This window comes from Phytopseudomonas daroniae, assembly GCF_004327275.1.
GTDB classification, from domain to species: domain Bacteria; phylum Pseudomonadota; class Gammaproteobacteria; order Pseudomonadales; family Pseudomonadaceae; genus Aquipseudomonas; species Aquipseudomonas daroniae.
The window spans coordinates 416192-438757 of record NZ_QJUJ01000003.1 but is presented as its reverse complement, the minus strand read 5'-3'; the positions used below and the strand labels follow the sequence as shown (position 1 = coordinate 438757).

The window sequence follows — 22566 nt, the reverse complement described above, 5'->3', positions numbered from 1 at the left end:
GTTCGCCAATGCTCATTGCCACTAGGCAACTCCGCTTGTCGAACCCCAGGGCGCCTAGCATCTACCGGCTTCATCGCGACCTCGAAATTCGTAGGGTGGATAACGCTTCGCTTATCCACCGCGCGGGCTCAAGGCCCGCCTCCAATGGGAGAGAGACATGAATGTACTGATCATCGGCAGCGGCGGTCGTGAACACGCCCTGGCCTGGAAAGTGGCACAGGACAAGCGCGTAGAGAAAGTCTTCGTCGCCCCGGGTAACGCCGGCACCGCCACCGAAGCCAAATGCGAGAACGTCGCCATCGACGTGTTGGACATCCAGGCACTGGCCGATTTCGCCGAAAAGAACGTGCAACTGACCATCGTTGGCCCGGAAGCGCCACTGGTCAAAGGCGTGGTCGACCTGTTCCGCACCCGCAAGCTGGATATCTTCGGCCCGACCGCCGCCGCGGCCCAGTTGGAAGGTTCCAAGGCCTTCACCAAGGATTTCCTGGCCCGCCAGAAGATTCCCACCGCCGACTACCAGAACTTCACCGAAGTAGAGCCAGCCCTGGCCTATCTGCGTGAGAAAGGCGCCCCTATCGTGATCAAGGCCGACGGCCTGGCCGCGGGCAAGGGCGTGATCGTCGCCATGACTCTGCAAGAGGCCGAAGACGCCGTGCGCGACATGCTCGCTGGCAACGCTTTCGGTGAAGCGGGCTCGCGCGTGGTGATCGAGGAGTTCCTCGACGGCGAGGAAGCCAGCTTCATCGTCATGGTCGACGGCGAGAACGTGCTGCCGATGGCCACCAGCCAGGATCACAAGCGTGTCGGCGACGCCGACAGCGGCCCGAACACCGGTGGCATGGGCGCCTACTCGCCAGCGCCAGTGGTCACTGCTGAAGTGCACAAGCGAGTGATGGACGAAGTCATCTATCCGACCGTGCGCGGCATGGCGAATGAAGGCAACGTATACACCGGCTTCCTGTATGCCGGCCTGATGATCGACAAAGCCGGCAAGCCCAAGGTCATCGAATTCAACTGCCGTTTCGGCGACCCGGAAACCCAGCCGATCATGGTACGTCTGGAGTCTTCCCTGGTGCTGCTGGTCGAAGCCGCGCTGGCCAAGGCGCTGGACAAGGTCGAAGCGACCTGGGATCCACGCCCGACCGTAGGCGTGGTACTGGCTGCCGGCGGTTACCCGGGCGATTACGCCAAAGGTGACGTGATCGAAGGCCTGGACGAAGCCGCCACGCTCGAAGGCAAGGTATTCCATGCCGGCACCGCGCTGAAAGATGGCCAGGTCGTCACTGCCGGCGGCCGCGTACTCTGTGCGACGGCCATCGGCGCCAGCGTCGCCGACGCCCAGCGGCAGGCTTATCAGCTGGCCGAGAAGATCCGCTGGAATGGCATGTTCCACCGCAACGATATCGGCTACCGCGCGATCGCCCGCGAGCGCGGCGAAAACTGATGTAACAAGACGGCGGCATCAATCGATGCCGCCTGTCGGCAATACCCAGAGGATCGCTGACCATCAGGGTGCTCTGGCTGTCAGGATAGCGTCTCGGTTCATAGTCTGCGCCACCACGGCTGGCTATAATTCAGCCGTATCACTCAAAGGGATTGCCACGTGCGACGGCTCAGGATTGCCATAGGTTTACTCGTTGGCCTGCTGTTGGCCGGTGCCTGCCTGTCGAGCACTGCAGCACCACAGCGGGTTACGACGCCTTATGCCAGTGGCTGGTCGGTATTCATCGACGACGGCGCACAGATGGATCTGAACGACGTGCGCAGCCGGCGCAACCAGTTCCTCCCCCTCGATAACCTCGCCTTTACCTATCCCCAGAGCCAGAAAGCCGTCTGGCTGCGTTTCGACGTGCCCGAACACCAGGCACCGTATTGGCTGTGGGTGTTCGCTCCGCGGGTGCAGTTCCTCGATTACTACCTGCTGCAAGGCACGCAAGTCGAGCAGAGCGTACATACCGGCGAGTCGATGCCGCTGAATTCACGGCCGCTGCCCTCGCGCGCCTACCTGATGTCCTTGCCCAACGACGGGCAGGCACGAGAAGTCTATGTGCGGATGACTTCCAACCACCCGCTGATGGCCTGGTTCAAGGTCATCGACGAGAGTGAACTGGTCAGCCTGGAAAAACCCGCCTACCTGTTTGGTGCGCTGCTCGGCGCCCTGCTGCTGGTGGTGGTCTACAACCTGATCCGCTTCGCCTACATGCGTTCGGCGTGCAGCCTCTGGCTGGCCGGCCTGCATGCCGGCCTGGCGGTCTGTGCGGCGGCGAATCTGGGCATGCTGGCGGCCTGGGTACCGAGCCTCGGTTACAACCAGTCGCTGATCGCCGATATCAGTGCTCTGATCGCCGCATTCTGCCTGTCATCGTTCGCCCTTGGCTTCTTCCGCAGTACGCCGATGCAGCGCAGCAAGCTCAACTGGGTGCTGCAGGGACATGCGCTGCTGACCCTGGGGCTGGGCCTGATCATTCTGATCAGCGGCCTGCTCTGGTACAGCGTGCTGGTGTACCTGACGGTGTTCCTCGGCACCCTGAGCGTGCTGCTGGTCAGCGGCGTGCACTGGCATAACGGTTACCAGTCGGCACGGTTGGTCGTCGGCGGCATGCTGGTATTCAACGTCGGCTTTGGCCTGTTCATCCCGATCCTGCTCGGCTTCGACCAGCTCGATCCCGGTTGGCTGGTAATCGGCGTCTTCACCATCGCCACCCTCAGCGGCGTGGTGCTCAGCGCAGCGCTGGCCGAGCATCAGCGGCAACTGCAGCGAGCCGCCTCGCGAGCGCGAACCGCACTGGCCGCCAATGATGCCGAACTGAGGGCCAAGGCCGAGTTCCTGGCCAAGATCAGCCACGAGATCCGTACCCCCATGAACGGCGTGCTGGGCATGACCGAGCTGCTGCTCGGTACGCCACTGTCGGCGAAGCAGCGCGACTACGTGCAGACCATTCACAGCTCCGGCAACGAACTGCTCAACCTGATCAACGAAATTCTCGACATCTCCAAACTGGAGTCCGGGCAGATCGAACTGGATGACGTGCAGTTCGACCTCAACGCCCTGACCGAAGACTGCCTGGACATCTTCCGCGCCAAGGCCGAACTACAAAAGATCGAGCTGATCAGCTTCATCCAGCCCCAGGTGCCGCGCATCGTCAGCGGCGACCCGACACGTCTGCGCCAGACCCTGCTGAGCCTGCTCGAAAACGCCTTCAAGCAGACCAGCGAAGGCGAGATTCTGCTGGTGGTGGCGCTCGATACCAGTGGCGAACAACCGCGCCTGCGCTTCGCCGTGCAGGACAGCGGTCACCCGCTCAATGCCAGCGAGCGCGACGCACTGCTCAACACGGAATTGCAGAGCCATGATTTCCTGTCTGCGACGCGCCTTGGCGGTCGCCTGGGCCTGATCATCGCCCGCCAGCTGATCCGCCTGATGGGCGGCGAGTTCGGTATCCAGAGCGGCGGCAACCAGGGCTCGACCCTGTGGCTGACCCTGCCGCTGGACAACGCCCGCCTGCAACAACCGGGCACCGATATCGACGGCACGCTGCAGGGCACCCGCCTGCTGGTGGTGGACGACAACGACACCTGCCGCAAGGTACTGCTGCAGCAGTGCAACGCCTGGGGCATGAACGTCAGCAGCGTGCCTTCGGGCAAGGAAGCCCTGGCGCTGCTGCGCACCAAGGCGCATATGCGCGAATACTTCGACGTGGTGCTGCTCGATCAGGAAATGCCCGGCATGAGCGGCATGCAACTGGCTGCGAAGATCAAGGAAGACCCGAGCCTGAACAACGACATCCTGATCATCATGCTGACCGGCATCAGCCATGCGCCGAGCAAGATCATCGCGCGCAATGCCGGTATCAAGCGTATCCTCGCCAAGCCTGTGGCGGGCTACACCCTCAAGGCCACTCTGGCTGATGAACTGGCCCAGCGTCGGCGTGGGCAAAGTGCCCCCATGGCTGCCAGCACCACGCCGCTGCTGGTGCCGGAAGACTTCCGCATCCTCGTCGCCGAAGACAACAGCATTTCCACCAAGGTGATCCGCGGCATGCTCGGCAAGCTCAACGTGCAGCCCGATACGGCGAGCAACGGTGAAGAAGCCCTGAGCGCGATGAAGGCGCAACGCTATGACCTGGTGCTGATGGACTGCGAAATGCCGGTGCTCGACGGCTTCTCCGCGACCGAACAACTGCGTGCCTGGGAAATCACCGAGCGCCGCCAGCGCACCCCGGTGGTGGCGCTGACCGCGCATATCCTCAATGAGCACAAGGAACGCGCACGGCTGGTCGGCATGGACGGCCACATGGCCAAGCCGGTGGAACTGTCGCAGCTGCGCAATCTGATCGAGTACTGGGTAAGCGAGCGCCAGGCCCAGCCTGAAGACGACACCATCCCGTCCTGAGCGGCCTGCTAGAATCCCGCTCGCGCCCTGACTGAAGAGCGCTCTCCGCGTGCCGCGACAGCGCCGCCTATGCCCCGACGAAGCGCCCATGGATATCAAGCAGCTCAAGTTTCTGATCGCCCTCGACGAGACCCGGCACTTCGGCCAGGCGGCCGCCCGCTGCCACGTTACACAGCCGACGCTGTCGATGCGCCTGCGCAACCTGGAAGACGAACTGGGCCTGGAACTGGTGCGGCGCGGGCAGCGTTTCGAAGGGTTCAGTGCCGAAGGAGAACGCATTCTCGCTTGGGCACGCAGCCTGATGGCTGCCCATGACGGCCTGTACGCCGAAGCGGCGGCCTGTCGCGGGCAACTGGTCGGCACCTTGCGCCTCGGCGTGGTGCCGCTATCCGGTTTCGATCCGATGGATCTGGTGCAGTTGTTCGCTGAGCAACATCCCGGGCTGCGCTTCCAGCTGTTCGCCCTGAGCAGCGACCAGATCCTCGAGCGCCTCGGCAGTAATCAGCTCGACCTCGGGCTGTCGTACCTCGACCGCCTCGACCGCGAGCATTTCGACAGCCTGGAACTGGCGGCGACGCGCATGGGCCTGCTGTACGACCGTCGGCACTACCAGTTCACGGAAACCACCCTGCGCTGGGAAAACCTGATCGACCTGCCACTGGGCCTGCTCTCTGCCGGCATGCACTTTCGCCAGTCGATCGACCACAGCTTCCGTTCACGCGGGCTGACGCCGCTGCCGAAACTGGAAACCGATGCCGTGCACCAGCTGCTGCAGGCCGTCAGTGCCGGCCTGTGCTGCTCGATCATGCCGCTGCAGAACGGCCTCGCCGAGTTCACCAACGACCTGGTGCTGACGCCCATCGAGGACGCCCACACACTGGCGCCCCTGGGCCTGATCATGCGTCGCAGCGCGCCACGCTCGGCACTGGCAGAGGCCTGCTTCGCCGAGGCACGCACGCTGATCAACGCGTGAGCGCAGGCTCGCTGTCCTCGCGTGGCGGCTGAACGCCGGTTTCACCGCGATCGGCACGACCGCCCAGGTACCAGCCGAGCACACCCCAGATGGCCGCACACAGCGCACCGATCACGGCGATCAACGCTACACCGTAACCGAGCATGTCGATCAGGCTCTTGGCCCAACCGCTGACGGCATCACCGCCGCGATAGACCACGGTGTCGATGAAGTTCTTGGCCTTGTACTTGCTCTCGGCATCCAGCGGCGCGAAGAGCATCTCCCGCCCCGGCCGCACGAATGCGTACTCACCGATGCGCCGCACGATCATCAACCCGGCCAGCACCGCGAAGGTCGGCGCCATGGCCAGGGCGAGAAAACCCACGCACACCAGTATCGGCACAGCTGCCAGCAGGGTGCGCACACCCAGGCGCTGGGCGACCCGGCCAGTGATGAACAGCTGTGCCAGCAGCGCGCCAACCTGCACCACGAAGTCGATCAAACCGAACACCCGCACCTGCTCGCTGCGATCTGGGAACAGCTCGGCCACAAGCCGCGCCTGCTCGAAATAGAGAAAGGTGGTGACCGTGGCGAGCAGGATGACGAAAGCGGAAATCCCCAGCAGGTAGGACGACCTGAACACCCGCGTCATGCCGCTGAACGGATTACCCGCTACCGGCCACCGCGGATTCTCCGCCCGGCTGGCACCCGGGCGCCCGGCACCAGCGCGCTCGCGCCAGCCCATCAGGTAATGCTTGAGCGCCAGAGCCCCGGCCAGCAGCAACGCGGCCAGCAACGCCAGGCCGCTGGCACCGATAGCGCCCACCAGCAGCGCACTGAATGCCGGCCCGGCCAGGCCTCCGACGCTGGCGCCTGCGGCGATGAAGGCGAACAGCCGCTTGGCCTGGGGCGAGTCGAACACATCGGCCATCAGGCTCCAGGCCACCGACACCACGAACAGGTTGTAGACCGAGATCCACACGTAGAACACCCGTGCCAACCATAGGCTCTCGGACATGACGCTGAACGCCACGGCGAAAGCCAGCAGGTTGAGACAGAAGAAGCCATAGACCCAGTCGATGAAATGGATGCGCGGCACCCTGGAATTGAGCCAGGCGAACAACGGCACGGCCAGCAGCATCACCACGAAGGTCGCGGTGAACAGCCACTGCAGGTTTTCCACGCCGGCCTGGATACCCATCGATTCACGGATCGGCCGCAGCATGAAATAGCCGCAGAACAGACAGAAAAACAGCGCGAAGCCCGACAGAGCGGCGACCAGCTCACCGGGCTGTGCATTGATCGCGCGGGTCACGCGCTGTGATAGAGAGGTGGCAAGGGTCATTAGTACTCCTCGGCAAGGCGGGAACGACGGCGCAGCCCAGGGAAACGCCAGCGTTTGCTATGGGGGCAGCATAGCCGCCCCGTTCCATGACGCCTCAGGCAAACAGCTCGACGATCCGCGCACGCTGTGCGGCATCCGGCAGTTGCCCTTGGCCTGCCAGCAGGTTGTCGAGCACATAGCGCGGGTTGGACGTGGCCGGGATCACCGTGGTGACCGCCGGGTTGGCCAGTACGAACTTGAGCATCACCTGGGCCCAGGAGGTCGCCCCCAACTCGCTCTGCAACCATTGCGGCACTTCCTTGCCGCGCACCTTGGCGAACAGTTCGCCGGCCTGGTAGGTGCGGTTGATCAGCGTGGCGATGCCCTTGTCGGCGCAATAGGGCAGCAGCCGCTGTTCGGCATTGCGCGCACCGATGGAGTAATTGAACTGGACGAAGTCCACCGGTTCCTTTTCCAGCGTCGCGAGCAGGTCATCGTGGGCCGACTCCAGGTAATGGGTCACGCCGACATAACGAATCCGCCCCTGCTCCTTGAGCTCGCGCAGCAGCCCCAGCTGGGTGGCGGTGTCCTGCAGGTTGTGTACCTGGATCAGGTCGATGCGCTCGGTCTGCAGGGCCTTGAAGCCGGCCTCGATCTGCTGCAGGCCGGCCTCGCGCCCGGTGGACGAGACCTTGGTCGCGAGAAACACCCGATCGCCGGTGCCGGTACGCTTGACCAGTTCGCCGGTGACCGCTTCCGAACGGCCATAGCTCGGCGCCGTATCGATCAGTGTGGCGCCGCCGTCGACGAAGGCCTTGACCACTTCCTGCAGCGGCGCCATGTCCGCCGATGCCGGATCGACGTCGAAGGTACGTGAGGTGCCCAGGCCGATTACCGGCAGGGTTTCGCCGGTCGCCGGAATGGCCCGCTTGAGCAGGGTGTCCGCGGCGAAACTGAACGAGGGAAACAAGGGCGCCATGCTGGCCATGGCGGCGAGGGCGCTGCTGCGCTGGATGAACTGGCGACGTGTTGGCATAGGGCCTCCTGGCGGGACAAGGATGCGGCCGGACTGGCCGCAACGGGTGAAAGGCGAGTATGGTCAGGGCTGCCCGCCCCATTCTCTCCAGAAACGATATGCATTGTTTCCCCATGGTTGACTAAGCCCATGCTCGAAGACCTCAGTGATCTGCGCCTGTTCGAACGTATCCTGCGTGCGGGCAACCTGTCGGCGGCCGCTCGGGAACTGGATCTTTCCCTTGCCGTGGTGAGCAAGCGCCTGGCGCGCCTGGAGGCCCGCGTCGGCGTGCGCCTGCTGCAGCGCACCACGCGGCGCCTGGCCCCGACGGAAGAAGGCCGGCTGTTCCATGCCCACTGTCGGCGCATTCTCGACGAGGTGGATGTCGCGGAAGCGATGCTCCTGCAACGCCGCGAACAGGTCGACGGATTGCTGCGCATCAGCGCGCCGTTCGGCTTCGGCCGTCGCCAGTTGATCCCGCTGATCGCAACATTCCGCAAACAATATCCGGAGCTGCGCATCCAGCTGAATTTCGGCGATGCCCTGGTCGACCTGCTCGAGCACGAGGTGGACATCGCTATCCGCTTCGGTATGCCTGCCGATTCCAGCCTGATCGCCCGGCAACTGGCGCCGAACAACCGGGTGCTCTGCGCCTCGCCGTCCTACCTGGACTGGCACGGCCGCCCGACGCATCCCGAGCAGTTGCACAAACACAGTTGCCTGCTGATCGGTGATCAGGAACGCATGCACTGGCGTTTCGAACAGGACGGCGTCCCGCTGCAGGTGCGGGTTCAGGCCAGCATTCTGTGCAACGACGGCGAAGCGGCCCACGCCTTGGCACTGCAGGGCCAGGGCATCGTCAGCAAATCCATCTGGGATGTGGCGGCCGACCTCAGGGCCGGGCGTCTGGAACGGGTGCTGCCACGCTACCGGCTACCGGACGCCCCTTTGCATGCGCTCTATCCGACCAGCCGCCAGCAGGTACCACGCGTACGGCGCTTCGTCGAGTTCCTCGGCGAGCGCCTGGAACAGAGCTGGCAGCAGGACATCGCCGAGTTGGCGGAGCGTCAGCTCGCGGCCAACCAGTCCCGCACGTCGGCGTAGGGATAATCCTCGAGCGCCGCGAAGCCGCTGATCTGCCGGGCCCTGAGCCGGGTGAACAGCGGGACGCTGATGCCGCACAGAAAACGCGCCAGACATTCGTTACTGGGCAATTCATCGCCACGGGCGCTCTGATACTTGCCGATGAACGCCCCACACAACTCATTGCGATCGCGGCCTGCCAGCGGCGCGAGCACAGGGGGTTCGGGCAAATGGGCGACCTGGCCGCGACAGACCGAACAATGCCCGCACTGGCGTGGCGCACGCTCATCACCGAAGTAGACCGCCAGGCGGTGACTCAGGCATTGCTCACTGGCGAACAGCTCGAGCATGGCCTGGATACGACGGATTTCGCTGGCTTCCTGGGCCAGGAAGTAATCATGCAGCTCGGTGGCCAACGCCTGAGTCTCGAAACCGGGCTGCAGTACGGCATAGACATCGGTCATCTGCTTGCTTTCCAGTTCGATCCAGCCGCGCTCCTGAAAGAAATCCAGCGCCTTGACCACTCTCGCCCGCTCCGCCTGATGACCGCGATACAACGCCTCGAAATCCACCGTGCACCAGGTACGCGCCCGCGTCGAGGCGTTGACTATGGCCTCGACGAACTGCCGCCGCTCCCCCTCGAAGCGCTCCAGCAAGGCCGTGGGTTCGATCAGGTACTTGAAGCGGTATTCAGCGAAGTACGCATAGCGCGGCGCGATGATGCCGCGCAGTTCCAGCTGCACGAGCAGCGTCTTGAGCGGCAGCTGGCGGATATTGCTGTGGTCGCTCAGCGCATTGATGGTCAGTTCCCACTGGCCATCCTCGGCGTTTGCACGAATCTCTTCGAGCACGCGGATGATGCCGTCGCGTTCCGGCGTATCGCCGTAGACGAAGTTTTCCAGCACATTGAGGCTGTCGCGATTGGCCAGTACCAGGCAGTCGGATGCCTCGCCATCGCGGCCGGCGCGACCGATCTCCTGGCTGTAGTTCTCCACCGACTTGGGCAGATCGAAATGCACCACGTTGCGAATGTCGCGTTTGTCGATGCCCATGCCGAAGGCGATGGTGGCGACGATGCAGTTGATGCGCCCGTCCATGAACTGACGCTGAATCGCCTCGCGCGCCTCATGCCCCATACCGGCGTGATAGGCGCTGGCGGTGATGCCACGCTGGCTAAGCTGCTCAGCCACTTGTTCCGCGGTCTTCTGCTGGGTGACGTAGACGATGCTCGGCTGGCCTTGTTTGGCGCCGAGCCACTCGACCAGCCGGCGCTGCTTGTCACGGCCAGCCACCGGCTCGACCAGCAGGTTCAAGTTGGCGCGATAGAAACCAGTGGTGACCACGTCATCCGCGGCGATGGAGAATTTCTTCTGCATATCGGCAATCACTGGCGGCGTCGCCGTGGCCGTCAGTAGCAGCACCTGGGCGATGCCGAACTGGCGCTGATAGTCCGGCAGCTTCAGGTAATCCGGGCGGAAGTTGTGGCCCCATTCGGAGATACAGTGGGCCTCGTCGACCACCAGCAGGGAAATCGGTACGCCGGCGATGAAATTGCGGAAACGCTCGTTCTTCAGGCGCTCGACCGAAATCATCAGGATTTTCAGCTCACCGGACTTGGCCTTGGCCATGGTTTCGCTGACCTGCTCCCGACTCTGCGCCGAATCGATACTGGCCGCACTGATGCCGTGCCGATGCAGGAAAGCGAGCTGATCCTGCATCAGCGCCAGCAGCGGCGAGACCACCACGGTCAGGTGCGGCAAATGCAACGCCGGCAACTGGTAGCACAGGGACTTGCCCGAGCCGGTTGGGAAGATCGCTGCGGCTGATCGGCCGGCAAGCACGGCACTGATCACCGCTTCCTGGCCAGGCCGCAATTGATTGAAACCGAAGACGCGCTGCAGGGTAGTCATAGCTGTCACTCCTTTGAATCAGCTGCAAGCTGCAAGCCTCAAGCTGCAAGAGAAAAGCCTGCGGCGTCGGCTTCGAGAGTGTAGCCAAGCCGCCCTTACTTGTGGCTTGCGGCTTGAAGCTTGCGGCTAAAAAAAGAAACCGCCCGAAGGCGGTTTCTTTTGCTCTGGCTCGCTTAGAGCTGCGGGCCGGCGTTCTTGATGGCATCGCTGACATCGAACTTGGTGAAGTTGTCGATGAACAGCTTGGCCAGGCCTTTGGCAGCCTCGTCGTAGGCATTCTGGTCAGCCCAGGTGTTGCGTGGGTTGAGCAGGTTGGTCTCGACGCCCGGAACGGCCTTCGGCACGCTCAGGTTGATGATCGGCAGTTGCTCGGTTTCGGTACCGATCAGTGCGCCGCTCTGGATCGCTGCGATCACACCACGAGTGGTCGGGATGTTGAAACGCTTGCCGACGCCGTAACCACCACCGGTCCAGCCGGTGTTGACCAGATAGACCTTGGAGCCGAACGCCTGGATGCGCTTGATCAGCAGCTCGGCGTAGACGCCAGCCGGACGCGGGAAGAACGGTGCGCCGAAGCAGGTGGAGAAGGTCGACTTGATGCCGCTGCCCGAACCCATTTCGGTGGAACCGACCAGTGCGGTGTAACCCGACAGGAAGTGATAGGCCGCCTGCTCTTCGTTGAGGATCGACACCGGCGGCAGTACGCCAGTCAGGTCACAGGTCAGGAAGATCACCGCATTCGGCTCGCCGCCGAGGTTCTTCTCGCTGCGCTTCTCGACGAATTCCAGCGGGTAGGCGGCACGGCTGTTCTGGGTCAGGCTGTCGTCGCTGTAGTCCGGCGAGCGCTGCTCGTCGAGCACCACGTTTTCCAGCACGGTACCGAACTTGATGGCTTTCCAGATCACCGGCTCGTTCTTCTCGGACAGGTCGATGCACTTGGCATAGCAACCGCCTTCGATGTTGAACACCACGCCGGTGCCCCAGCCGTGCTCGTCGTCACCGATCAGGTAACGGCTTTCATCGGCGGACAGGGTGGTCTTGCCAGTGCCGGACAGACCGAAGAACAGGGTCACGTCGCCTTCTTCGCCGATGTTGGCAGCGCAGTGCATCGGCAGCACGTCGGCGGCCGGCAGCAGGAAGTTCTGCACGCTGAACATGGCTTTCTTCATTTCACCGGCGTAGCGCATGCCAGCGATCAGCACCTTCTTCTTGGCGAAGTTGATGATCACGCAACCGTCGGAGTTGGTGCCGTCACGCTCAGGCACGCACTCGAAGTTGGCGACGTTGAGCACTTGCCATTCCTGCTTGGAGGACGGGTTGTACTGGGTCGGCTCGATGAACAGCTGACGGCCGAAGAGGTTCTGCCAGGCAGTGGCAGTGGTCATCTTGACGGGCAGGTAGTGAGCTTCGGCGGAGCCTACATGAACGTGGGAAACGAAGCTGTCCTGGGCATCGGAGAACGCCTGAACACGATCCCACAGGGCATCGAACTTGTCGGCCGGGAACTTGCGGTTGATCGGCCCCCAGCCGATGTCGGCCGAGGTGCTCGGCTCATCGACGATGAAGCGATCGACCGGAGAACGCCCGGTACGGTGGCCGGTGCGTACAACCAGAGCACCAGTGGACGCCAGTTCGCCCTCACCGCGACGAAGGGCTTCTTCGACCAGTTGAGCGGTGCTGATGTCGGTGTACACAGCGTTGTTGGCTTGCGTCATGTGAGTCCCCGTCGGCCGAACGGCCGAGTCTTCCAAACGTTTGTAGTCATGCACTGAGCAGGACTACAGCTAAAAAAGTGCGCGGATTATGCCAGAAAAGCGGACTGCGGGTGCAGCCCCCCAATCCAATCAGAACACCCTGCGCGTTGCTGGCGGCCCTCAGTGACGGGTGTCAGAGGGCTGCTGACTGCCTCCACCGGCGAACAACTGGGCGATGTCGGCGGCATCGAACCCATAGCGTTCGTTGCAGAATTGGCAGTCTATTTCCACGCGGCCGTGATGCTCGCCGAGCAGTAGCTCGGCATCGGCCTGCCCTAAACTGACCAGCGCTTTGGCCGAGCGTTCACGAGAGCAGCTACAACGGAACTGGATGAGGCGCGGATCGAACAGACGAACCGTCTCCTGGTGGTACAGGCGATGCAGCAGGGTTTCGTTGTCCAGGCCCAGCAATTCCTCGCTCTGCAGGGTATCGGCCAGGGTCACCAGGTGCTCCCAGCTGGCAGCGCGTTCTTCGTCATCGGTCAGACGATCGGCTGGCAGCTGCTGTAGCAGGAACCCGCGGGCACGCAGGCCGTCGGCACATAGCCAGAAGCGTGTGGCCAATTGCTCGGAGGTGGCGAAATAGTTGGTCAGGCAGTCGGCCAGAGTATCGCCGTCCAGGGAGACGATCCCCTGATAACGCTGGCCCTGTTTAGGATCCACGGTCATGGCCATCACGCCTTCGGGCATCAGTTGCAGCAGGCCGTCACCCTCGGTGATGCGCTCGGCTTCGTAGCGGGCGATGCCACGCACTTCGCCGTCACTGGAGCATTCCACCATCAGCAGCGGCACCGGACCTTCGGAACGCACCTGCAGCACCAGCAAACCGTCGAACTTCAGCGTACCGACCAGCAACGATGCGGCGGCCAGCAACTCCCCGAGCAATTGCGCCACCGGACGCGGATAATCGTGCTTGGCCAGCACCTGCCTGTAGCTGCCGGACAGCCCGACCAGTTCACCGCGCACATCGGTGTCGTCGAAAAGAAAGCGTTGGGTGAAGTCGGACATAACGAATCGCCTGCAGAAAGATGCGAGACAGGCCAAGGATTAGCGCCGGTTGGCCTGGGGGCCGGCAATTTTAGGCGCAAACGCGACGCTGACCAAGCTGAATGCGAAGAACGGCCAAGCCGCAGCCTCCTGAACACTGCCTGAACAAGAGCCTGAAAGGCACCAAGGCAGCGCGCAGGCTGCCTAGAATCGGTGGTTTTCTTCGAAAGCTCCCTGCCATGCATCTCGCTCTCAATGCCCAATGGCGCCCCCGCGCCCTGATCATCAGCCACCTGCTCATCGCCCTGCTGTTCGCCAGTTGGCTATGGCCGGTGACCCGCATCTACTGGAATCAGTTCGATCTGTGGCTGTTCCACCTGCTCAACGACCCGGTGCATGCCGGCGGCCTGTGGGCGCATATCTGGGCCATCGGCAGCATGCGCCCGGTGGACGCCGGCGTGGGCCTGGTGATGCTGGCAATCATGCTGCGCGCCGGCCTGGTGTTCCCGGCGGCCCAGGTGCGCACCGGGCTCTACGCCTTTCTGGTAGCACTGATCGTGATGCTGCTGATGCGCGTGCTGTTCGCCGACCTGGTCGAGTACATGGGCTGGCAACACGCCAGCCCCTCGCTGCTGGTGGAAGGCAGCGCCCGGCTCACCGAGCTGTTCCCGGCCTGGGAAGAACGCTGGGATCTGAAAGACAGTGCCAGCCGCAGCTTCCCTGGCGATCACGCTTCGGTGCTGATGATCTGGGCGATGTTCTGCAGTTTCTTCGTCAGCGGCTGGCGCCGGGCGCTGGTCTGGACGGTCGCGGTGATCGGCATGCTGCCACGCCTGGTGGCCGGCGCACACTGGGGTGCGGATGCCTTCGTCGGCGGCGTGCTGCTCAGCGTGCTGGGCATCGCCTGGAGCTGCTACACACCGCTGGCTTTCCGTGCCAGCGCGGTCATCGAGCGATTGACCTCCCCGCTGACACGCTGCCTGGCAAAGGTGCCATTGCTGAGGTCATTCAGCGTGATCGGCGGGAATCACTCCACCCAATCGCCGGAGCCGCCGCGCAGGTAGAACAACTGCCGGCGCTGCTTCTTGCTGGGTCGCCCGTCGGTCTGTACACCCAGGGCGCCAGCCTTGCGCTGCTCGGCGGCCCGCTCGCGGCGCACGATGCTCTCCCCGGTCTCGGCATACAGCGCCTGGGCCTCTGACGCGCCGCGACGCACCACCGACAGCGCCTGCACGATCACGGTACGCTCGTCGAAACCGGTACGAATCACATACTCATCGCCTACCTTCGGTTCCTTGCCCGGCTTGCAGCGCTCGCCACGGCAATGCACCTTGCCGCCCTCGATCGCAGCCTTGGCCAGCGCTCGCGTCTTGAAGAAGCGCGCGGCCCACAGCCATTTATCCAGGCGCACCTTGTTGTCGTCTTTGTCGCTCAAACATCTCTCCACAATGAATTCGCTACGCTTGCATGACATGGTAAAACGCATCTTCGCCAGGATGCGCTTGTCACATGCCATCACTACAATGCCGACCTTTATAGGCTCTGCGGGTCTGTTACGGAAGCCTCACCTTGAAGACATTCGACCACCTCAACGTGATCGGCCTGCGCGAATGGGTCAACCTGCCGGAGCTGGGCATCATCGGCCTGCGCGCCAAGATCGACACCGGCGCCAGCACCTCGAGCCTGCATGCCAGCGATATCCAGCCCTTCGAGCGCGACGGTGAACGCTGGGTAAGATTCACGGCCTATATTGGCACCCAGGTGCAGCGTCGCCATCGCTGCGAGGCGCGCCTGGTGGCGTTCAAGAGCATCAAGAGTTCCAATGGCCAGGCGCAGAGCCGCTACGTGATCCGCACCAGCCTGATGCTGGGCGATCTACTGTGGCCGGTGGAGTTCACCCTGGCCAGCCGCAAGACCATGCGTTATCGCATGTTGCTCGGTTCCAAGGCGCTGGTGGATGGCCAACTGGTGGTCAATCCGGCGCTCACTTACGTCCAAGACAAACCCGTGCTTCCCGACCCGAGCGTTGCCCAATGAAAATCGCTGTGCTGTCGCGCAATCCGCGCCTGTATTCCACCCGCCGCCTGGTCGAAGCCGGGCAGCAACGCGGCCATGAAATGGTGGTGATCGACACCCTGCGCGCCTACATGAACATCGCCAGCCACAAGCCGCAGATCCACTACCGCGGCAAACCGCTGGAAGGCTTCGATGCGGTGATCCCGCGTATCGGCGCCTCGGTGACCTTCTACGGCTGCGCCGTGCTGCGCCAGTTCGAGATGATGGGCGTGGTGCCGCTCAACGAATCGGTGGCCATCGCCCGTTCACGGGACAAGCTGCGTTCGCTGCAGTTGCTGTCGCGCCGCGGTATCGGCCTGCCGGTGACCGGTTTCGCCCACTCGCCGGACGATATTCCCGACCTGATCGACATGGTCAACGGCGCCCCGCTGGTGATCAAGGTGCTGGAAGGCACCCAGGGTATCGGCGTGGTGCTCTGTGAAACGGAAAAGGCCGCCGAATCGGTGATCGAGGCCTTCATGGGCCTCAAGCAGAACATCATGGTGCAGGAGTACATCAAGGAAGCAGGCGGCGCCGACATCCGCTGCTTCGTGGTAGGCGACAAGGTCATCGCCGCGATGAAGCGCCAGGCCAAACCGGGTGAATTCCGCTCCAACCTGCACCGCGGCGGCACCGCCAGCCTGATCAAGATCACACCGGAAGAGCGCATGACTGCCATCCGCGCGGCCAAGGTCATGGGCCTGTCGGTGGCCGGCGTCGACATCCTGCGCTCCAATCATGGCCCGCTGGTGATGGAAGTGAACTCCTCGCCCGGTCTGGAAGGCATCGAGGTGACCACCGGCAAGGACGTCGCCGGGATGATCATCCAGTTTCTGGAAAAGAACGGCGGCCCGAACCTGACTCGCACCAAGGGTAAAGGATGAGTACGCCATTCGCAGGCCGCCTGGCCCTGATCGCCCCCGCCTCGGCCATCGCCGAAGACGTATTCGAAGCGACCCTGGCGCAGCTCGAGGCGCTCGGCATCGACTACCATCTGGGCCGCCACGTGCGGGCTCGCCATCGCTACCTGGCCGGCACGCCGGCGCAGCGCCTGGAAGATCTGCACCAGGCCTTCACCCTAGCGGATATCGATGCGGTTTGGTGCCTGCGCGGCGGCTACGGCTGCGCGCAGTTGCTGCCGGGCATCGACTGGGCGCTGCTGCAGAACGCCAGCCCGCGCCCGCTGATCGGCTACTCCGACCTGTCGCTGCTGCTCGACGCCTTCGGGCGCCATGGCCTGCCGGCCATCCACGGCCCGGTCACCACCGCGCTGGGCCTGCAAACGCTGTCAGCGCCGACCGGCCAGCGCGAGCGCCTGGCCTCTATACGCTCGCTGTGGGATCTGCTGCAGGATCGCAGTCAGCCATTGCCGGTGCGGCATATCAGCGGCCCCGAGTCGCCCGTCGAGGGCACGCTGGTTGGCGGCAACCTCACCGCCCTGGCCAGCGGCTGCGGCACCATTGCCGGCATGCAACTGCCGGACAACGCCATCCTGATCCTCGAAGATGTCGGCGAACCTTACTACCGCCTGGAACGCAGCTTCTGGCAGCTGTTCGAAAGCTTCGGCGAGCAGCGCCCGGCGGCGGTATGCCTGGGCAGCTTCACCGATTGCCCACGGCGCGGCGTACAACACAGCATCGAGGAGATCATCGGCGGATACCTGGCACCGTTCGATATCCCGTTGTACGGCGATCTAGCCAGCGGCCACGGTGACGCCAACTTCGCCTGGCCCTATGGCCGGCTCGCACGGCTGCAGGGTGCAACCCTCAGCTGGTAGCGCTCGCCAGGAACAAACACGCGACGGTGTATCTATCCGCATCGGCAAGTCCGCCTCGCCCATGGGCATGTCCATGGGTAGTCCAGCCCGTGCGGGCTGGGCAACTGCATGTCATGCTGCGTCGCGCGGCAATAGCAGCCCCAACGGCAGACAGATACGTGCTTCCAACCCACCGCCAGTGCGGTTGCGCAATTCGACGCTGCCACCATGCAAGGAGGCGATGCGCTTGACGATGGCCAGGCCAAGCCCGGCACCCTGGCCGCCGCGGGCACGGTCGCCGCGGATGAACGGGTTGACGATATTACCCAGCTCGCTCGGGTCGATGCCGGTACCGCGATCCAGCACGCTGAGCACCACGTAGGGTGCGCTGTGGTCATCGGCCACCGATAGAACGATTTCCACGGCACTGCCGCCGTAACGCAGGGCGTTCTCGATCAGGTTGACGATCAGCCGCTTGATCGACACCCGGCGCAGCGGAAACGCCGGCACCGCTTCCAGAAACAGACTCACCTGCTCCTGTTTCTGGTTGTAGGGCGCCACCACTTCGCGGATCAGCTCGGGCAGATTCAATTCCTCCACCGGCTCGTCACGCCCGTCGCGTATGAAGGCCAGGAACTGATCGAGGATGGCGTCCATATCCTCGATATCGCGCACCATGTCGTCGGTCAGCTCGGAGTCATGATTGAGGAACTCCAGCGACAGGCGCAGCCGCGTCAGTGGTGTGCGCAGATCATGGGAAACACCGGCCAGCATCAGCTCACGCTCGCGCGCCGCCTGCTCGACATCCTCGGCCATCTGGTTGAAGGCGCGATACACCTCGGTCATCTCGCTCGGCGTATCGCTGACTGGCAAGCGCACGCTGCGCCCCTGGCCAAACTGCCGGGCCGCGAATACCAGTCGCTTGAGCGGTTCGCTGAGCTGACGCACGAAAATCCAGGCGGCCGCGGTGGACAGCAAGCCGATACCGAGGAACCAACCCAACACGCTCCAGATGCGCTGACCGCGCAGCGGATGGGGATAGAGCGGCACCCGCAGCCAGTCATCGCCCAATGTCGGCGCATGCACCCACAAGGCGGGTGGGCTCTTGGCCCGCACACGGGTTTCGGTATCCGGGCCGAGCTCGGACTGCATCTGCCGCTGGAAAATCTCGCTGTACGGCCAGTGTTCCTCGCTGGCCGGCACCTCGGTGCGCGGTACCCGCTTGAGCCCGGCGGCCGCGGCGATATTGGCCCGATCCTCCGCATCAGCCGCCCAGTAGGCACGCAACGTCAACGCTGCACCATGGCTGTACTGACGGTCGACCAGCACGTCCTCGTTCATCATCAGATAAACCAGGGTCAGCGCCTTGGAGAACAGCACGACGATCAGCACCAACCAGAGGGTGCGCGAGAAGAAACTTTGCGGGAACCACAGCGGAGCTTTCACCAGCGGCAAGCCTCAAGCGGCAAGCCACAAGAGGACTCAGAGCGGCTAGCTTGAAGCTTGAAGCTTGAAGCTTGAAGCTTCATTTGTTGCCGTCCGGCACGAACACGTAGCCCACGCCCCAGACGGTCTGGATGTAACGCGGCTTGGACGGATCCGGCTCGATCAGCCGACGCAGGCGGGATATCTGCACGTCGATGGAACGCTCCAGCGCATCCCACTCGCGGCCGCGGGCCAGGTTCATCAGCTTGTCGCGGGTCAGCGGTTCGCGGGCATGTTGCACCAACGCCTTGAGCACGGCGAACTCACCAGTGGTGAGCATGTGCACTTCCTCGCCCTTCTTCAGCTCGCGGGTTGCCAGAGACAGTTCGTAGTCACCGAAGGTGACGCTCTCGTCCTCGCTGCCCGGTGCGCCCGGCACCACCGGCGCCTGACGACGCAGTACGGCCTTGATCCGCGCCAACAGTTCACGCGGGTTGAACGGCTTGGCCAGGTAATCGTCGGCACCCAGTTCCAGACCCTGGATACGACTGCTCTCGTCACCCTTGGCGGTGAGCATGATGATCGGTACCTGGTTGTTCGAAGCACGCAGGCGACGGCAGGCGCTCAGGCCATCTTCGCCGGGTAGCATCAGGTCGAGTACCACCAGATTGAACAGTTCGCGCGACAGCAGACGATCCATCTGTTCGACGTTCTCCACCGCGCGTACGCGGTAGCCTTGTTCGTCGAAGAAACGCTCGAGCAGACGCCGCAGACGGGCATCGTCGTCGACAATCAGGATTTTCTCACCTTCGACCGGTTGTGCTGCAGTGCTGCTCATAGGGGCTCCTTGATCGAGAATCCGCGACGCGACGCGCCCGACTTCAACGCGGCATTATGGCTCAGAGGCCGTATAGACCACGTATTGTCCATTGTTAGCAGATTTTTCGCTGCTCGAAGTGCACTTCGCTCTCCTTTACGGTCTGACTGCAACTTGCGGCGGGTGGCATGCGCGTATCTTTGCGTGGCTATAATGCGCCGCTTTATAGTCCGGCCGATCATGAGCGAGGCCGGTTTTTATAGTGAAAGAACGTGTTCAGGATGCTGCGAGTCAGCCTTTATAGAGGGCTCAGCGGATCATGGACAGGTTTCTCAGGGTGGATTCTTCTTTCTATGCTCAGCATCAACAACCGTATCGCCGAAGAACTGGGCGTACGCCCGCAACAGGTCGCCGCCGCCGTCGCACTGCTCGACGAAGGCTCCACCGTGCCGTTCATCGCACGTTATCGCAAGGAAGTCACCGGTAGCCTCGACGATACCCAGCTGCGTAATCTGGAAGAGCGCCTGCGCTACCTGCGCGAACTCGACGATCGCCGCGCCAGCATCCTCGCCAGCATCGAGGAGCAGGGCAAACTGACTCCCGAGCTGACCCGCGAAATCAACCTCGCCGACACCAAGACCCGCCTCGAAGACCTTTACCTGCCCTACAAGCAGAAGCGTCGCACCAAGGGCCAGATCGCCCTGGAAGCCGGCCTTGGCGAGTTGGCCGATGCACTGTTCAACGACCCGAACCTGACCCCGGAAAGCGAAGCTGCCCGTTTCATCGACGCGGAAAAGGGCTTCGCCGACACCAAGGCGGTACTCGAAGGTGCCAAGTACATCCTCATGGAGCGCTTTGCCGAAGACGCCAGCCTGCTCAGCAGCCTGCGCGGTTTCCTCAAGGACAACGCCACTCTCAGCGCCCGCGTGATCGCCGGCAAGGAAGCGGAAGGCGCCAAGTTCCGCGACTACTTCGAGCATGACGAGAAACTCAAGAGCGCCCCTTCGCACCGCGCCCTGGCAATTTTCCGCGGTCGCAACGAAGGCATCCTCAGCGCCAGCCTCAAGATCGGCGAAGAACTTCCCGGCACCCTGCACCCTTGCGAGGGCATGATCGCCGAGCGTTTCGGCATTTCCAACCAGGGCCGCGCCGCTGACAAATGGCTCGGCGAAGTGGTGCGTTGGACCTGGAAGGTCAAGCTCTACACCCACCTGGAAACCGATCTGCTGGGTGAATTGCGTGAAGGCGCCGAGGACGAAGCCATCAGCGTTTTCGCCCGCAACCTGCATGACCTGCTGCTGGCCGCCCCGGCCGGCCCGCGCGCGACCCTTGGCCTCGACCCTGGCCTGCGCACCGGCTGCAAGGTCGCCGTGGTCGATGCCACCGGCAAGGTGCTGGATACCGCCACCGTCTACCCTCACGCGCCGCGCAACGACTGGGACGGCACCCTCAACGTGCTGGCCAGGCTGTGCGCCAAGCACGGTGTGGATCTGATCGCCATCGGCAACGGCACCGCCAGCCGCGAGACCGACAAGCTGGCCATCGAGCTGATCAAGAAATACCCGGGCCTGAAGATGACCAAGATCATGGTCAGCGAAGCCGGCGCTTCGGTGTACTCGGCTTCGGAACTGGCCGCCAGGGAATTCCCTGATCTCGATGTCTCCCTGCGTGGCGCCGTATCCATCGCCCGCCGCCTGCAGGATCCGCTGGCCGAGCTGGTCAAGATCGACCCGAAATCCATCGGCGTGGGCCAGTACCAGCACGACGTTTCCCAGCTGAAACTGGCACGCAGCCTGGACGCCGTGGTGGAAGACTGCGTGAACGCCGTTGGCGTGGACGTGAACACCGCCTCCAGCGCCCTGCTCGCGCGCATCTCCGGGCTCAATGCCACTCTCGCGCAGAACATCGTCGCCCACCGCGATGCCCACGGCGCGTTCAAGACCCGTGACGCGCTGAAGAAAGTCCCGCGCCTGGGCGACAAGACTTTCGAGCAGGCCGCCGGCTTCCTGCGCGTGATGAATGGCGACAACCCGCTGGATGCCTCCGCGGTGCACCCGGAAACCTACCCGCTGGTGCAGCGCATCGCCGTCGACACCGGTCGCGATATTCGCTCGCTGATCGGCGATGCCGGCTTCCTCAAGCGTCTGGATCCTAAGAAATTCACCGACGAGACGTTCGGCCTGGTAACCATCGGCGACATCCTCAGCGAACTGGAAAAGCCCGGCCGCGACCCGCGCCCCGAATTCAAGACCGCTGAGTTCCAGGAAGGCGTGGAAACCCTCAAGGATCTCGAGTTGGGGATGATCCTCGAAGGCGTGGTCACCAACGTGACCAACTTCGGCGCCTTCGTCGATATCGGCGTTCATCAGGACGGCCTGGTGCACATTTCCGCGCTGTCCGAGAAATTCATCAAGGATCCCCACGAAGCGGTCAAGGCTGGCGACGTGGTCAAGGTCAAGGTCATGGAAGTGGACATCCCGCGTAACCGCATCGCCCTGTCGATGCGCATGGGCGACACGCCCGGCGAGAAGGTAGAAGGCGTACGCAGTGGCGCACGCAGTAGTGGTCGCCAGGGTGGCGGCAAAGGTGGACAAACGCCACGCAGCGAACGTCACTCCGGGCAGGAAAAGCCAGCCCCGGCCAATGCCGCCATGGCGTCGCTATTCGCCAACGCCAAACAGTTGAGGAAATAAGCCATGAGCGAGCCCGTGGAAGAAATCGGCAAGAGCAGCGCCTTCGGGCGTCTGCTGGGCCTGCAGATCGTCAAGGCCGAAGGCGGCGAAGCGGTGATCGAGCTGAGCATGCACGACGGCCTGCGTAACCTGCACGGCAAGCTGCACGGCGGCGCGCTGTTCTCGCTGATCGACACCGCCATGGGCCAGGCCAGCCACAGCCTCAGTGACGGCGAGCCGACCAGCGTTACTCTGGAATGCAAGGTCAACTATATCCGCGGCGTCACCGAGGGCGGCCTGAGCTGCCGCGCCTGGGTGGTGCACGCCGGGCGCCGCACCCAGGTGATCGAAGCCGAAGTGCATCAGCACGACAAGCTGGTCGCCAAGGCTCAGGCCACCTTCGCCTGCCTGTGAGAGAGC

At 63.4% G+C, this 22566-nt stretch carries 18 protein-coding genes; 10 read left to right on the top strand and 8 right to left on the bottom strand.

Annotation, left to right across the window (positions count from 1 at the left end):
* The first annotated feature begins 157 nt into the window (after nt 1-157).
* The 3 genes from purD to DNK10_RS09975 all read left to right on the top strand — a co-directional run bounded on the left by purD (nt 158) and on the right by DNK10_RS09975 (nt 5369).
* Entirely contained in the window at nt 158-1447 is a 1290-nt protein-coding gene (purD, locus tag DNK10_RS09985) for a phosphoribosylamine--glycine ligase (protein ID WP_131191433.1), read from the top strand.
* 159 nt (nt 1448-1606) lie between these two features.
* Nucleotides 1607-4396 carry a hybrid sensor histidine kinase/response regulator gene (locus DNK10_RS09980; protein ID WP_131180912.1) on the top strand — a complete coding sequence of 930 codons (2790 nt, stop codon included), beginning with the start codon at nt 1607-1609 and terminating at the stop codon, nt 4394-4396.
* A gap of 88 nt (nt 4397-4484) precedes the next feature.
* Nucleotides 4485-5369, top strand: a complete 885-nt coding sequence (locus DNK10_RS09975) for a LysR family transcriptional regulator (protein ID WP_131180911.1) — start codon at nt 4485-4487, stop codon at nt 5367-5369.
* Here DNK10_RS09975 and DNK10_RS09970 read toward each other — a convergent pair.
* Together DNK10_RS09970 and DNK10_RS09965 are read right to left on the bottom strand one after the other, a co-directional pair.
* Nucleotides 5359-6693: an NTP/NDP exchange transporter gene (locus DNK10_RS09970; RefSeq protein WP_131191432.1), complete on the bottom strand. Its 1335-nt coding sequence runs from the start codon at nt 6691-6693 to the stop codon at nt 5359-5361. The two genes, DNK10_RS09975 and DNK10_RS09970, sit on opposite strands and share 11 nt — an antisense overlap.
* 94 nt (nt 6694-6787) lie before the next feature.
* Nucleotides 6788-7708, bottom strand: a complete 921-nt coding sequence (locus DNK10_RS09965; protein ID WP_131191431.1) for an aldo/keto reductase — start codon at nt 7706-7708, stop codon at nt 6788-6790.
* A 129-nt stretch (nt 7709-7837) separates the two neighbouring features.
* On the opposite strand from DNK10_RS09965, the gene DNK10_RS09960 reads away from it, so the two are divergent.
* Nucleotides 7838-8791, top strand: coding sequence for a LysR family transcriptional regulator (locus DNK10_RS09960; protein WP_131191430.1), 954 nt, complete (start codon nt 7838-7840; stop codon nt 8789-8791).
* On the opposite strand, the gene DNK10_RS09955 is transcribed toward DNK10_RS09960, so the two are convergent.
* From DNK10_RS09955 to hslO, 3 genes are all read right to left on the bottom strand, one after another.
* A complete protein-coding gene (locus DNK10_RS09955) occupies nt 8755-10680 on the bottom strand; it encodes a RecQ family ATP-dependent DNA helicase (RefSeq protein WP_131191429.1) in 1926 nt (641 codons plus the stop codon). The genes DNK10_RS09960 and DNK10_RS09955 overlap by 37 nt on opposite strands.
* Nucleotides 10681-10853: 173 nt before the next feature.
* On the bottom strand, nt 10854-12395 hold the full coding sequence (locus DNK10_RS09950; RefSeq protein ID WP_131191428.1) for a phosphoenolpyruvate carboxykinase: 1542 nt from the start codon (nt 12393-12395) through the stop codon (nt 10854-10856).
* Nucleotides 12396-12554: 159 nt separating this feature from the next.
* Nucleotides 12555-13442: an Hsp33 family molecular chaperone HslO gene (gene hslO, locus DNK10_RS09945; RefSeq protein ID WP_131191427.1), complete on the bottom strand. Its 888-nt coding sequence runs from the start codon at nt 13440-13442 to the stop codon at nt 12555-12557.
* 218 nt (nt 13443-13660) lie between these two features.
* Between hslO and DNK10_RS09940 the strand changes: the two genes are divergently transcribed.
* Nucleotides 13661-14485: a phosphatase PAP2 family protein gene (locus DNK10_RS09940; protein WP_131191426.1), complete on the top strand. Its 825-nt coding sequence runs from the start codon at nt 13661-13663 to the stop codon at nt 14483-14485.
* Here the strand turns inward: DNK10_RS09940 and DNK10_RS09935 are convergent.
* Nucleotides 14449-14856: an RNA-binding S4 domain-containing protein gene (locus tag DNK10_RS09935; RefSeq protein WP_131180903.1), complete on the bottom strand. Its 408-nt coding sequence runs from the start codon at nt 14854-14856 to the stop codon at nt 14449-14451. The genes DNK10_RS09940 and DNK10_RS09935 overlap by 37 nt on opposite strands.
* Nucleotides 14857-14990: 134 nt before the next feature.
* On the opposite strand from DNK10_RS09935, the gene rimB reads away from it, so the two are divergent.
* From rimB to DNK10_RS09920, 3 genes are read left to right on the top strand one after another with little or no spacing between them, the layout of a single operon-like run.
* Nucleotides 14991-15458, top strand: a complete 468-nt coding sequence (gene rimB / locus DNK10_RS09930) for a retropepsin-like aspartic endopeptidase RimB (protein ID WP_131180902.1) — start codon at nt 14991-14993, stop codon at nt 15456-15458.
* Nucleotides 15455-16360: a 30S ribosomal protein S6--L-glutamate ligase gene (gene rimK, locus DNK10_RS09925; RefSeq protein WP_042554499.1), complete on the top strand. Its 906-nt coding sequence runs from the start codon at nt 15455-15457 to the stop codon at nt 16358-16360. The genes rimB and rimK overlap by 4 nt, the downstream gene beginning before the upstream one ends.
* Nucleotides 16357-17253, top strand: coding sequence for a S66 peptidase family protein (locus DNK10_RS09920; RefSeq protein WP_131191425.1), 897 nt, complete (start codon nt 16357-16359; stop codon nt 17251-17253). The genes rimK and DNK10_RS09920 overlap by 4 nt, the downstream gene beginning before the upstream one ends.
* A 111-nt stretch (nt 17254-17364) precedes the next feature.
* Here DNK10_RS09920 and DNK10_RS09915 read toward each other — a convergent pair whose 3' ends face one another.
* Both DNK10_RS09915 and ompR read right to left on the bottom strand, forming a co-directional pair.
* Nucleotides 17365-18678 carry an ATP-binding protein gene (locus DNK10_RS09915; RefSeq protein WP_131180900.1) on the bottom strand — a complete coding sequence of 438 codons (1314 nt, stop codon included), beginning with the start codon at nt 18676-18678 and terminating at the stop codon, nt 17365-17367.
* Between the two features lie 79 nt (nt 18679-18757).
* Nucleotides 18758-19495 (bottom strand): osmolarity response regulator transcription factor OmpR, encoded by a 738-nt coding sequence (gene ompR, locus DNK10_RS09910; protein ID WP_131180899.1) that lies wholly within the window; start codon nt 19493-19495, stop codon nt 18758-18760.
* 332 nt (nt 19496-19827) lie between these two features.
* Between ompR and DNK10_RS09905 the strand changes: the two genes are divergently transcribed.
* Together DNK10_RS09905 and DNK10_RS09900 are read left to right on the top strand one after the other, a co-directional pair.
* Complete coding sequence (locus tag DNK10_RS09905) at nt 19828-22167, top strand: Tex family protein (RefSeq protein WP_131191424.1); 2340 nt, start codon at nt 19828-19830, stop codon at nt 22165-22167.
* Nucleotides 22168-22170: 3 nt separating this feature from the next.
* A complete protein-coding gene (locus DNK10_RS09900; RefSeq protein ID WP_131180897.1) occupies nt 22171-22560 on the top strand; it encodes a PaaI family thioesterase in 390 nt (129 codons plus the stop codon).
* Nucleotides 22561-22566 lie beyond the last annotated feature (6 nt).

Excerpts from the sequence above, each read along its gene's own strand:
- DNK10_RS09970 (WP_131191432.1), bottom strand. The coding sequence starts at position 6,693 with ATGACCCTTGCCACCTCTCTATCACAGCGCGTGACCCGCGCGATCAAT.
- DNK10_RS09950 (WP_131191428.1), bottom strand. The coding sequence starts at position 12,395 with ATGACGCAAGCCAACAACGCTGTGTACACCGACATCAGCACCGCTCAA.
- DNK10_RS09960 (WP_131191430.1), top strand. The coding sequence starts at position 7,838 with ATGCTCGAAGACCTCAGTGATCTGCGCCTGTTCGAACGTATCCTGCGT.
- hslO (WP_131191427.1), bottom strand. The coding sequence starts at position 13,442 with ATGTCCGACTTCACCCAACGCTTTCTTTTCGACGACACCGATGTGCGC.
- DNK10_RS09955 (WP_131191429.1), bottom strand. The coding sequence starts at position 10,680 with ATGACTACCCTGCAGCGCGTCTTCGGTTTCAATCAATTGCGGCCTGGC.
- purD (WP_131191433.1), top strand. The coding sequence starts at position 158 with ATGAATGTACTGATCATCGGCAGCGGCGGTCGTGAACACGCCCTGGCC.
- DNK10_RS09975 (WP_131180911.1), top strand. The coding sequence starts at position 4,485 with ATGGATATCAAGCAGCTCAAGTTTCTGATCGCCCTCGACGAGACCCGG.
- ompR (WP_131180899.1), bottom strand. The coding sequence starts at position 19,495 with ATGAGCAGCACTGCAGCACAACCGGTCGAAGGTGAGAAAATCCTGATT.
- rimK (WP_042554499.1), top strand. The coding sequence starts at position 15,455 with ATGAAAATCGCTGTGCTGTCGCGCAATCCGCGCCTGTATTCCACCCGC.
- DNK10_RS09920 (WP_131191425.1), top strand. The coding sequence starts at position 16,357 with ATGAGTACGCCATTCGCAGGCCGCCTGGCCCTGATCGCCCCCGCCTCG.
- DNK10_RS09965 (WP_131191431.1), bottom strand. The coding sequence starts at position 7,708 with ATGCCAACACGTCGCCAGTTCATCCAGCGCAGCAGCGCCCTCGCCGCC.
- DNK10_RS09900 (WP_131180897.1), top strand. The coding sequence starts at position 22,171 with ATGAGCGAGCCCGTGGAAGAAATCGGCAAGAGCAGCGCCTTCGGGCGT.
- DNK10_RS09905 (WP_131191424.1), top strand. The coding sequence starts at position 19,828 with ATGCTCAGCATCAACAACCGTATCGCCGAAGAACTGGGCGTACGCCCG.
- DNK10_RS09940 (WP_131191426.1), top strand. The coding sequence starts at position 13,661 with ATGCATCTCGCTCTCAATGCCCAATGGCGCCCCCGCGCCCTGATCATC.